At 75.4% G+C, this 12,088-nt stretch carries 7 protein-coding genes; all 7 read right to left on the bottom strand.

Features of this window, described 5'->3' with window-relative positions:
- Positions 1-28 precede the first annotated feature (28 nt).
- The 7 genes from AQJ66_RS21060 to AQJ66_RS21030 are packed head-to-tail and all read right to left on the bottom strand — an operon-like array spanning position 29 to position 11,810.
- Positions 29-6,265, bottom strand: a complete 6,237-nt coding sequence (locus AQJ66_RS21060; RefSeq protein ID WP_061924441.1) for a type I polyketide synthase — start codon at positions 6,263-6,265, stop codon at positions 29-31.
- A complete protein-coding gene (locus tag AQJ66_RS21055) occupies positions 6,258-7,571 on the bottom strand; it encodes an FAD-dependent monooxygenase (RefSeq protein WP_063804060.1) in 1,314 nt (437 codons plus the stop codon). The genes AQJ66_RS21060 and AQJ66_RS21055 overlap by 8 nt, the downstream gene beginning before the upstream one ends.
- Complete coding sequence (locus AQJ66_RS21050; protein ID WP_208611410.1) at positions 7,568-8,329, bottom strand: 2-oxo acid dehydrogenase subunit E2; 762 nt, start codon at positions 8,327-8,329, stop codon at positions 7,568-7,570. The genes AQJ66_RS21055 and AQJ66_RS21050 overlap by 4 nt, the downstream gene beginning before the upstream one ends.
- Positions 8,326-8,598: an acyl carrier protein gene (locus AQJ66_RS21045; protein WP_061924437.1), complete on the bottom strand. Its 273-nt coding sequence runs from the start codon at positions 8,596-8,598 to the stop codon at positions 8,326-8,328. Before AQJ66_RS21045 ends, AQJ66_RS21050 begins: the two co-directional genes overlap by 4 nt.
- A complete protein-coding gene (locus tag AQJ66_RS21040; RefSeq protein WP_061924433.1) occupies positions 8,588-10,504 on the bottom strand; it encodes an HAD-IIIC family phosphatase in 1,917 nt (638 codons plus the stop codon). The genes AQJ66_RS21045 and AQJ66_RS21040 overlap by 11 nt, the downstream gene beginning before the upstream one ends.
- Complete coding sequence (locus AQJ66_RS21035; protein ID WP_061924428.1) at positions 10,501-11,556, bottom strand: 3-oxoacyl-[acyl-carrier-protein] synthase III C-terminal domain-containing protein; 1,056 nt, start codon at positions 11,554-11,556, stop codon at positions 10,501-10,503. Before AQJ66_RS21035 ends, AQJ66_RS21040 begins: the two co-directional genes overlap by 4 nt.
- Entirely contained in the window at positions 11,553-11,810 is a 258-nt protein-coding gene (locus AQJ66_RS21030) for a phosphopantetheine-binding protein (protein WP_061924425.1), read from the bottom strand. Before AQJ66_RS21030 ends, AQJ66_RS21035 begins: the two co-directional genes overlap by 4 nt.
- Between the last annotated feature and the right edge of the window lie 278 nt (positions 11,811-12,088).

Genomic DNA, 12,088 nt, shown 5'->3' with positions numbered 1-12,088 from the left:
CCGCCTCTCGGCGGTGCCCGGCCCGGTGTCACGTCCGCGCGGCTTCGTCGGCGCCTCTCAGGCGCCCGGCCAGCATTCCGGCGAGCGCCGCCGTACTGCCGTAGGTCCACAGGAGTGTGGGCGACAGTTTCATGCCGAACGCCGCTTCCAGGCGGTTGCGCAGCTCCAGGCTCATCAACGAGTCAAGCCCAAGGGACTTGAAGGGAGCTTCACGGTCGATGGAGCCCGCCTCGAGCCGCAGCACCCGCCCGGCCAGTTCGCGGATCTTGCCCTCGACGAGCGCGGGCCGCTCGGTGTCGTCGGCGCTCCGCAGCCGGCCCAGGAACTCCTCGCCGCCACCGCCCGCCGCGGCGCCGTCGCGGGCCAGCTCGGCGATGACGCCCCAGCTGGGCTGGGCCGCCGTCTCCGGGTAGGCGTCGAACCAGTGCCGGGGATCCAGCGGGACGTACGACACGACCCGGTCGGGGCCCTCCAGCAGGTGGGCGAGGGCCTGCCAGCCCTCCTCGGCGGTGAACCCGCTCATGCCGTGGTCGGCGAGGCGCTCGCCGCGGATCGACTCGTCGGCGGCGAGACCGATGTCGGCGAACGGGCCCCACTGGACGGCGAGCGCGGGCCTGCCGCGCCGCCGCCGTGCCTCGGCCAGCGCGTCCATGAACACGTTGCCCGCCGCGTACCCGGCCTGGCCGGGGTTGCCGACCAGGCCGGCGACCGAGGAGAACAGCACGAACAGGTCGAGCGGGTCCTGCTCGGTCAGCTCGTCCAGGTGCCGCGCCCCGTCCACCTTCGGCGCCAGCACCTTCGCCAGCCGGGCCTCGGTCAGGTTGCCGACGACCGCGTCGTCCAGCACGCCGGCCGCGTGGAACACGCCGCGCAGCGGCGGCAGTCCGGCGCGCACCGCGTCCAGGGCGGCGGCCAGCGCGGCACGGTCGGCGACGTCCACGCGGAGCGAGGTGACCTCCACGCCCCGGGTGCGCAGCTCCTCCATCCGCCGCGCGGCCGCGGCGCCCGGCTCGGAGCGGCCGAGCAGCACCAGGCTGCGGGCGCCGTGCCCGGCGAGGAACTCCGCGAGCGACAGCCCCAGCGCGCCCAGCCCGCCGGTGAGCAGGTAGCTGGCGTCGGGCCGCAGCCGGCCCCCGGGCAGCGGCTCCGGCGCGACCGAGGACACCCCGGCGGGGTCCACGAGCACCAGCTTGCCGGTGTGCTCGCCGCGCGCCATGCCGCGCAGCACGTCGGCGGCGTCGGCGAACGGGTGCTCGGTGACCGGCAGCGGCGGCAGCGTGCCGTCGCAGACCCGCTGCCAGACGGCGTCCAGGATCCGTGCGAAGCGGGCCGGGCGCCGGGTGATCAGACCCGCCACGTCGACCGCGGCGAAGCTGGTGCCCTTGGCGAAGGTGCGAAGGCCCAGGGTGCGCGAGGCGTAGATGTCCCGCTTGCCGACCTCGATGAACCGGCCGTCCTCGGCGAGCACGCCGAGACCCTGCTCGATCGCCGCGCCGGCCAGCGAGTTGAGGACCACGTCCACGCCCTGCCCGCCGGTGAGCCGCCGGACCTCCTCGGCCCAGGACAGGTCGCGGGAGTTCAGCACGTGCTCGACGCCCATCCCGCGCAGCGCGGCCCGCTTGGGCTCGGTGCCCGCGGTGGCGATGACCTGGGCGCCCAGGGCGCGGGCCACGTGGACGGCGGCCAGTCCGAGACCGCCGGCCGCCGAGTGGATCAGCACGGTCTCGCCCGCCTCCAGGGCGGCCTTCTCCGCCAGCGCGTACCAGGCGGTCGCGGTGACCAGCGGGAGGGCGGCGGCCTGAGCGGCCGTCAGCGTCGCGGGCAGCGGCCGGACGTGCTCCGCGCGGGCCGTCAGATGCGAGGCGAGCGCGCCGAAGCCGCAGGCCACCACCCGGTCGCCGACGGCGATCCCGGTCACGCCCGGACCGACGGCGGTGACGGTGCCCGCGCACTCGCCGCCCAGCAGCCCGGCCCCGGCCGAGGTGTCCGGGTACGTGCCCATCGCCTTCATCACGTCGATGAAGTTGATCGCGGCGGCCTCCACCGCGACCTCCACCTGCCCGGCCGCGGGGGCCCGCCGGGCCAGCGGACGGAACGCCAGCCCCTCCCACAGGCCCGAGCCGTCGGGCCGCAGCCGGAACGGCTGGGCCGGACCGGCCCACGGCAGCCGCGCGACGGCGTCGCCCGCCGGGTCCTCCTCGGTACCCCGCACCACCCGCCCGACCAGGCGCTCGGCGCCGCGCAGCACGGTCTGGTCCTCGAGGTCGGCGGACAGCAGCAGCCCGGCCAGCGGACCCGCCCAGCCGTCCGCGGCGGTGCGCACGTCGACGAGGGCGGCGGACAGCTCGGGGTGCTCACGGCGCAGCACCCGGCCGAAGCCCCAGTACAGCGCGCCGCCCGGATCGGGCGCCGGGTCGGCCGCCACCGACTGGGCGCCGTCGGTGACGACGACGGCGCGCGGCGGCACCGGCAGCGCGGTGGCCGCCCGGACGGCCTCGGCGAGGGCGAGCAGCCCGGCGCGCTGCGCGTCGAGCCCCTGCCCGGCGCCGGGCGCCAGGAACACCAGGCCGTCCGGCTGCTCGGCCGCCCGCAGCTCCCCGGCCGCGGCGGCGGACGCCGGCCGTACGGTGACGCGGGCGCCGGCGTCGGTGAGCGCGGCGGCGAGCGGGCCCGCGGTGCCGGCCGCGTCGTACAGCACCCAGTGGCCGCCGGCCCCGCCGGTGGTGGTGGGCTCCTCGGCGGGCCGGAACACGAAGCGGTGCAGGCGTGCCGGGTCCACGGCCGGCCCGTCGGCGGCCTCGATGGCCTGGAAGGCCAGGCCGGCCATGCGCAGCACCGGGCGGCCCCCCTCGTCGTGGCAGACCAGGTCGAAGGTGCCGTCGCCGGTGCGGGTCGCGTGCGCGGTCACGGCGGTCACCGTGGCGTCCCCGGGCACGTGGTAGTCGACCCGGTGCACCGCGGTGGGCACGACCGTGGTGCCGCCCGGCACCAGGGCGAGCGTGACCTGCAGGGCCGCGTCCCACAGCGCCGGGTGCAGTTCGCCGGGGCGCACCCCGGCCAGGCAGGCGTCCGGCAGCCGCACCGTGCCGACCGCCTGGTCCTCGCCGGCGGCCAGAGCGGTCACCCCGCGGAAGGCGGGGCCGTAGTTCAGGCCGCGGGCGGCACAGGCGTCGTAGAACTCCTCGGGCGGGACGTCCCGGGCCCCCTCGGGCCGTCCGGCCGGCGCCGGCAGCCCCGCACCGCCCGCACCCACCCGGGCGGTGGCGTGCCGGGTCCAGGCGTCGGCGCCGTGCGGCAGCGAGGTCAGGGTGAAGCCCGCCGAGTCGGCGCCGTCCTCGCGCCACAGCGCGCCGAGCCGGACCGGCTCGTCGGTCAGCGTCAGGTCGCTGCGGAACCGCACGGAGTGCAGGGCCTCGGGGTTCTGCCCGGTGCGCGCCCGGGCCGCGGCCACCGCCAGCGCCAGCATCGCCGCGCCGGGCAGCACCACCGCGTCGTACACCTGGTGGTCGCGCAGCCAGGGCAGGTCGTGCAGCGATAGCTCGGTACGGCCCTCGTGCACGTCCTGCTCGGTGGCGGCCGGGGTGAACGCGAAGGCCAGCCCGCTCGGACCGCCGCTGCGCCGGGCCGCGTCCGGCAGCCAGAACCGGGACCGCTGCCACGGGTACGACGGGACCGCCGCCCCCGGCCGCGACGGCAGCGCGGCGAACGGGGTCAGGCCCTCGGTGTAGGCGCGGGCGAGCGCGCGGGTGAAGTCGGCGAGCGCGCCCTCCTCGCGGCGCAGGCTGGTCAGCGCCGCCACCGCCTGCTCCCGGGAGGCGGCCAGCTGCTCCACCGCCGGGGTGAGGACCGGGTGCGGGCTGATCTCCACGACGTGCGTGATTCCGTCGTCCAGCAGCCGCGCCATGGCGTCCGCGAACATCACCGGCCGGCGCAGGTTGGCCGCCCAGTACGCGGGGTCGAGCTCGTCACCGGACATCTCGCGGCCGGTCACGGTCGACAGCAGCGGCACCGCGCCGCGCCGCGGCCGGATCGGCGCCAGCACCTCGGTCAGCTCGTCGGTCAGCTCGTCCATGTGGTGGCAGTGCGAGGCGTAGTCGACGTTGACCAGCCGGCAGAACACCCCGTCGGCCTCCAGCAGTTCACGGAGCATGAGCACCGCGTCGGAGTCACCGGACAGCACGCACGAGGACGGGCCGTTGTTGACGGCCAGCGACACGCTGTCCTCGAAGCCCTCCAGCGCCTTGCGGGCCTCGGCGATCCCCAGGTCCACCGCGAGCATCCGGCCGCGTCCCACCGTGCGCTTGGCGAGCGCGCTGCGCAGCGCGATGATCCGCGCCCCGTCCTCGTACGACAGGTGCCCGGCGATGGTCGCGGCGGTCACCTCGCCCTGGCTGTGCCCGACCACCACGTCGGGCTCGACGCCCGCGGCCCGCCACAGCTCGGCGACGCCGATCGACATCGCCCACAGGGTCGGCTGGACCATCTCCAGGCGCTCCAGCCATCCGTCGCCGGCCGCGCCGGAGATCACCTCCGTCAGATCCCAGGTGACGTACGGGGCGAGGGCCTCGGCGCAGCGCCCGATCACCCGGGCGAACAGCGGCGACTCGGCGTACAGCCGGCGGCCCATGCCGGCCCACTGCGACCCCTGGCCGGGCAGCACGAACGCGACCCGGCCGCGCTCCTTGGCCCGGCCGGTGACCACACCGGGGATCTCCGCCGCCGGGTCCGCCACGAAGCGCTCCAGCCGCTCGCGCAGCTCGGCGGGGCCGTCCGCGGTCACGGCGGCGCGCGCCGGGAAGTGGTCGCGCTCGTTGCCCAGCGTCCCGGCCAGGCGTACGACGGCGTCGGTGTCCTCGGGCAGGACGGCCAGCAGGGCCTCGGCCCGGTCGCGCAGCGCCGCGTCGCTGTGCGCGGTCAGCGGCAGCAGCAGGGTGCCCGGCACGGTGACGGCGGGCGGCTCGTGCACCGGCGGCGTCCGCAGCACGACGTGCGCGTTGGTGCCGCCCCAGCCGAAGGAGTTCACGCCCGCGTACAGCTCGCCGCCCGCGGGCAGGTCGACCGGCTCGGTGGCGACCTTCAGGTTGCGCTCGGCGAACGGGATGGCCGGGTTGAGCTGCTCGGTGTGCAGGCTGCGCGGCACGTGCCGGTGACGCAGCGCCAGCACCGTCTTGACCAGGCCGGCCAGGCCGGCCGCCGCCTCCAGGTGGCCGATGTTGCTCTTCGCCGAGCCGATCAGCAGCGGGCCCGATCCCGCCGGGCGGGCCCGGCCCAGCGCGGTGCCCAGCGCCTCGGTCTCGATCGGGTCGCCGCGCAGGGTGCCGGTGCCGTGCGCCTCGACGTACGCCAGCTTGTCGAGGGGGACGCCGGCCCGCTCGTACACCTCGCGCAGCAGCTCCGCCTGCGCCGCCACGTTGGGGGAGACCAGGCTGTGCCCGCCGCCGTCGTTGTTGACGGCGGTGTCCACGATCACGCCGTGCACCCGGTCGCCGTCGGCCAGCGCGCGGTCCAGGCGCTTGAGCCAGACGCCGACCGCGCCCTCGCCGCGCACGAACCCGTTGGCCTGTGCCGAGAACGCCCGGCAGTGGCCGTCGGGGGACAGCCCGCCGAAGTGGGTCAGGCCGACGGAGTTGTCGGGCACCAGGATGAGGTTCACCCCGCCGACGAAGGCGCCCTCGATGTCGCCGGAGCGCAGCGCGCCCGCCGCCAGGTCCAGCGCGACCAGGCCGGAGGAGCAGCCGGTCTCCACGACCAGACTGGGACCGCGCAGCCCCAGGAAGTAGGAGATGCGGGCCGCGATGATGTCCAGCGCGCTGCCGACGGCCGTGTGCTGCGTCGTCGGGACGCCGCGGTCCTTGCGGGCCGTCTGGTAGTCGTGCCACAGCGCGCCGACGTACACGCCGGTGCGGCTGCCGCGGACGGCGGCGGCCGGGATGCCCGCGTGCTCCAGGGTCAGCCAGCCGGTCTCCAGCATCAGCCGCTGCTGCGGGTCCATGTCCTCGGCCTCGCGGGGCGAGATGCCGAAGAAGCCGGGGTCGAACCGGTCCACGTCGCCCAGCAGCGCCGCCGCCGAGGGGATCTTCCGCGCCGGGTCGAGCTGGGCGGTGGTGTCCCACCGCTCCGGCGGGATCTGCTGCACGGCCTCCTCGCCGCCGCTCAGCAGCCGCCAGTAGGCGTCGACGTCCGGCGCGCCGGGGAAGCGGCCCGCCATGCCGACGACGGCGATCGCCGGCCGGCCCGCGCCGGCGGACAACATCTGCTCAGTCATGCGCACTCACCTCGTAGGAGTTCGCGTCGACGGCGTCGGCCGCGCGCGGCCAGCCCGTGTGGGCGAGTGCCAGGTCGACGTCGTCGATGACGTGCCGGGCGTTGATGACCTTGTCGAACACCCGGTACTTGCCGGGGAAGGCGTTGAGCAGCCGGTAGCGCAGGCGGCGCAGGAACACACCGCGCGGGTCGCCGGTGCCGAGCGCGGCCTCCTGCATCCGCTGGAAGCCGGTGACGCGCAGCTTGTGGGCGCGCCGCCGCGCCACGAAGCCGGCCAGCTCGGCCCGGGTGACGACCCGCTCCGGCCCGCCCCGGCCGAGCGCCTCGGCGAGGACCGGGACCAGCGTGATGGAGTCCTGCAGGGCCAGGTTGACGCCCTGGCCGAGGATGGGGGTGGCCGTGTGCGAGGCGTCCCCGATGAGCAGCAGGCCGTCGCGCGCCCACTCCTCCATCTCCGCGGTGAAGATCTCCAGGAAGCCGGTGTCGTCCCAGGAGCGCAGGTGCTCCTCGACGATCGGCGCCAGCCGCGGGGACAGCCGCATGATGCCCTGCTTGAAGGCGTCGAACCCGGCCGCGCGCAGCTCGCCCAGACTGCGCTTGGGCAGGTTGTGGCCGATGCGCAGCGTGTCGGGGAAGGTGGGCAGGATCACCAGGTGCTTGTCCCGCTCGATGACGAGCTGGGCCTCGTCGCCCCACTCGGGGGGCCGGGGCAGCCGGAACCACAGGAAGTCGCGGGCCATCGGCTCGATGTCGGCGGGCAGCCCGGACGCCTTGCGGACCTTGGAGAACCGGCCGTCGGCGCCGATGACGATGCGGGCGCGCACCGACACGCGCTCCCCGCGCCCCTTGGTCAGGACCGCGCCGCGCACGGCCCCGTCCTCCTCGATCAGCGAGGAGAAGCTCCAGCCGGGCATCCGGACGTACCCCTGGAGGCCCTCGGCTGCCTCGTTGAAGACGCGGATGAGGGCCGGCTGCGGGATGTCGATCGGCAGCGGCTGGTCCGCGAACTTGCGGTAGTCGACGTGCAGCACCCGGCGCTGCTCGGCGAAGGTGGTGACGGAGGTGGTCTCCAGGAAACCGTGGGCGCGCAGCGCCGGGCCGAAGCCCAGCCGGTGCAGCGAGGAGACCGACGGGGCGGCGATCGTCTCGCCGCGGAAGAGGCGCTCCAGGCTGGTCTGCTTCTCCACCAGCACGGTGCGGATGCCGCGCCGGGCCAGCAGCGTGGCCAGCAGGGAGCCGGCCGGGCCGCCGCCGATGACGAGCACCTCGGTCTCGGCCGGCGCGGACGGGTTCGTGTGTTGGGTCATGCCGACTCCCAGTTCTCCAGCCGGTTCTTGACGCCGGCGAGGATCTCGGCGGCCATGGCGCCGTCGATGACGCGGTGGTCGAAGACGAGCGAGAGGGTGAACACGGGCGCGACGACCACGCCGCCCGCGCGCGCCACGGGGGCGTCGGCGATGTGCCCGACGCCGAAACCGAGCGTTCCGGAGATCAGCGGCAGGATCGCGCCGACCGGCTCGTGGCCGATCGAGGTGACCGCGAAGGTGCCCTGCAGCAGGGACCGGCGCCGCGGATCGCGGGACATCGTCCGGTACAGCAGGCGGAACACCGGCAGCGGCAGCCGCTGCAGCCGGCGCACCCGCGCGAACGGGCCGTCCGGATCCTCCAGCCGCGCCCGCTTGTAGCCGTCGATCAGGGCCTGCACGCCGTGCACGTCCTTGTCCTGCACGTCCGGCACGGTGCCGGAGACCACGCAGCGCTGGCCGTCCACGGTCTTGTCGAACAGCACCTTGGCGTGCACCTCGGGCGCGACGCTCAGCCGGGGCGCCCGGCCGGCCCGGAACACGGCACGGGCCTCCGGGTAGCCGCCGAGGACGTCGGCGGCGGCCTTGACGACGTGGCTGACGTAGGACGCCGGGTGCTCGGCGGCGGCGCGCGCGGCGCGCAGCGCGGTGGCGTCCACCTCGGCCATCAGGTAGACGTGCGCGGTGCTGCGCGCCTGCTCCAGGAAGAGGTACGTACCGCGCCGCGCGGCCGGCAGCGGAGTCGTCACCGGCGCGCTCACGGCGCCGTCCCGGACACGGCGGCCACCACGGCGGCGATGTCGCCCACCGTCTCGGCGGCGGCGAACCTCTCGTAGTCGAGCGGCGCGCCCAGGGTGCGCTCCAGGTGGACCAGGACGCGCAGCGCGTTGACGGAGTCCCAGTCCTCGATCGCGGCCAGCGCCGTGCCGGGGCCGAGGGCGTCCTCGTCGGCGTCCAGCAACTGTGCCAGCGCGTCGACGACGGTCAGCTCGGCCGCCTCCCGGGCGGCCGCGGTTGCCTCAGGGGGCATGGAAGGTCCCTTCGCCGGTGCCGATGCTCACCCAGGCGGGCAGCTCGGCGAGATGGGTGAGGTCGTGCCGGAAGTCGCCGTCCGCGCCCGCGAAGCCGAGCGAGGGGTAGAAGTCCGCGAAGCGCCCGTTCTTCGCCGTGGGCACGTGGCGGCCGTACACGGCGGGCGCGCCCGCGTCCCGCGCGGCGCGCAGGACCAGGCCGGCGATCGCGTGCTCCACGGACCGCGAGAACACCCGGCACGACAGCACGAAGTTCTCGATCAGCCAGGCCCCGTCCGCCGCCCGGGCCAGGGCGAGCGCACCGGCCAGACCGTTGTCGCCGAACGCGTCGGTGACCCGGACGCCGAAGAACGCGGCCGTGCCGTCGGCCGCTCGCCGGGCCAGCTCGTCCGCGGCGTAGCGGACACCGGTCAGGTTGAACTGGTTGGTCTTGCCGAAGAGCTGGGCGATCCGCGCGCCGTTGAGCGGGCCGTACTCCTCGACCGTGATCTCGGTGCCGAGTTCGCGCAGGTAGTCCTCGATGCCGTCGGCGCTCTCCCGCAGCCGCTCCCGCTCGGCGCGGGCCCGGTACATCGCACCGCGCACGCGGTCCTCGTCGGTCAGCCGCAGCTGGTTGAACCAGCCGGCCGAGGCGAGCGCGGCGGCGTAACCGGACGGGTCGGCGGGGAGGTCCACGACGGTCACCTCGGGCCGCTGCCGGGCCATCAGCCCCCGCTCGGCCGGGTTGTCGTCGACGAACACCATCGCGTCGGTGCCGATGTTCAGCTCGGCGGCGATGCTCGCCGCGTTGCCGGGCTTGGGGTCCCAGTCGGCGCGGAACGCGGCGAAGTCACCGCTGCGCAGCACCATTTCGGGATGGCTGTCGACGGCCTCGCGGGCCACCGCGTCGTCGTTCTTGGAGCAGACGGTCAGCAGGACGCCCTGGCGCGACAGGTCCTTCGCCAGGCTCTGCAGCTCGCGGTGGGCGGAGCCCGGGTACGCGCCGCCGATCTTCAGCGCCGCGACGCCGTCGTCCCCGACGACCCCGCCCCACAGCGTGTGGTCGAGGTCGAGGACCAGGCACTTGCGGGCGCCGCCCAGCCGGGCCACGACCACCCGGGCCACCTCACGGGCGTACGCGTCCAGGAACTCCGTGCCGAACGCGTGCGCGGCGATGTGCCGCATCCGGTCGCCGGCCGCCCACCGGGCGTCCACCCGCCCGGCGACCGCGTCCGCCGACAGCACCACCGTGTTCGGGCGCTCGGCGAGGTCGAGCACGGCCGCGTTCATCCGCTGCCAGGCCGCCTCCACGCGCGCCTTGGTGGCGTAGTCGATCCACCGGTCGCGCCGGGCGGCGCCGAGCGGCACGGTGTTCAGCACCGCGAGCGTGCCCACGTGGCGTTCGTAGGCGTCGAGCCAGGACGCGAGTTCGGCGGGGAAGGCGGCGCAGCGCGCCACCACCTCGTCGGCGTCCAGCGGGTCGGTCACCCGCTCGAAGACGGCGCTGTCGTCCAGCAGGCACGCGGTCACGGCCGGGGCGTGCCCGCGCAGGGTGGGCGCGCCGGACAGGATCTCGAACCGCCACTGGTTGAAGCCGGTGGTCGCCGTGTCGGGCTGTACGCCCTCGGCCAGCAGTGCCGTGGTCAGCAGCGGCGGTACGGGGTCGGCGGTCGAGGAGGCGAGCAGCGCGAGGGCGACCGGGGTGAACGCCGCCGAGCCGGCCAGCGCCCGGCGGGCGGCCGGACCGCCGAGCAGCGTGCCGGCCGCCTCCCGGTCGGCGGGGTCGCCGAGCGCGCCGAGCAGCGCGCGCACCCGGGCGGCGGAGCCGGCCAGCTCGCCGGAGCGCTTCAGCGTGCGCAGCTCGGCCAGCGGGGACGCGGCGGCGGGGCTCAGCGGGGCGGCGGCTGCGGTGGGTGCGGTGGTCATCGCGTGGGCCCCGTCTGATGGCGCAGCGCCAGCCCGGACAGGATCCACTTGGACGACTCGACGTTGGCGACGAGCATCCGCCCGCCGACGCCGAGCCCGGAACGGATGCGCTGCATCGCCCGGTTGAGCTGGACGAACGGCACCGCGTTGCCGTTGTTGCCGGTGTCCGCGACGATGTTGACGGCCTGCTCCGCGCGGACCCCGAGGCGCTTGCGGATGCCGTCCGTCATCACCCCGTTGAGCTGCGGCAGCAGCACGTGCTCGACCTCGTCCAGCCGCCAGCCGGTCTCGGCCGTCAGCTCCTTGAAGATGGTCTCGGCGTGCTCGGGCACATGGTGCTCGATGGCCTTGTAGTCCTCCTCGCCCCACAGCTCGCGCACCGGCCCGTCGGGGCCCTCGGTGACCTCCGCGCCCTCCGTGCCGAACCAGCGGGCGATCTGCGCGGGCTTGCGCCCCATGCCCGTCGTCCGCAGGAACAGGTGCTCCACCAGCAGGCCGGGCCCCTCCGGGTCGGCGTCGACGACGACGGCGCCGGCGCCGTCCCCGAACAGGGCGAAGTTGATCAGCTCGGCCGGGGACATCGAGGCGATCTGGCCGCTCGACGGGAACAGCCTGAGACAGGTGTCGGCGCCGATCACCAGGCCGCGGCGCAGCCCGGAGGCCAGCAGCGCGCGGGCCGTGTACAGCCCGGTGAGCGCGCCCGCGCAGCCCGACATCAGCTGGAACGTGGGGACGTCGTTCAGCCCGATGCGGTCCGCGACCAGGTTGACCGTGGCCGGCATCAGGTGGTCGGGCGACGCGGTGGTCAGGACCAGGAACTCCAGGGACGCCACGTCGGCCCCGGCGTCGGCGAGCGCGGCGGTGGCCGCGGCGACCGCGAGGTCCGAGGTGCTCTTGGGCACCGAGGGCGGGGAGTCCGCACGGCAGAAGTAGCGGGTGCGGTTGCCCGTCATCATGTCGAGCCACTTCTCGTGCAGCCCGAAGTGCTCGGCCATGTCGCGGTTGGTGACCGGCTCTCCCGGGAGCACCTCGCTGAATCCGCTGAGCCTCATGCCGCCACCTCCGCGAGGGCGTTGTTGACCAGGTGGAGCAGGGCGCGCGGCGTGTCCGCGGCGGCGATGCCGTCGCGGTCCAGGACCACGCCGTACTCCCGCTGGATGCGGCCGGTGGTCTGGAGCAGCAGCAGCGAGTCGCAGTCCAGGTCCTCGAAGACGGCATCGAGGTCCGCGTCGAGGAGGCCCGCGGACCCGAGGTCCTGGAACTCGAGCATGATCTCCCCGAGCTCCCGGAGGGTGAGTTGTGGCATCGTCAGTTACCCCTTCACCAACGGCGGTTCGTCCGCTTCGGCGTGGTCAGGTCGGTGTCGGCAGAGCACGGGAGTCCCGCGGGAAGCGGCGCGACGGCGGGCCTCGCCCGTCCCCTGGGGCCGGGACAGCCGGCTTGTGGCCTCTGTCCCGGCCCGGGCGCCTCCGATGTGACACCGCCCGGGTCTCGAAGCGGCCTTCATCGGTGCCTCAACCCTGGCGGGAAGGCCTTGACACGACCTCGAGGCGGGCTGGAAGGGGTTTCCGGGCCGCGCGCCTC

The sequence above is a fragment of the Streptomyces bungoensis genome (genome assembly GCF_001514215.1).
Classification (GTDB): domain Bacteria; phylum Actinomycetota; class Actinomycetes; order Streptomycetales; family Streptomycetaceae; genus Streptomyces; species Streptomyces bungoensis.
Note: the sequence above shows the minus strand (reverse complement) of the source record. Positions and strands in the feature narration are given on the sequence as shown.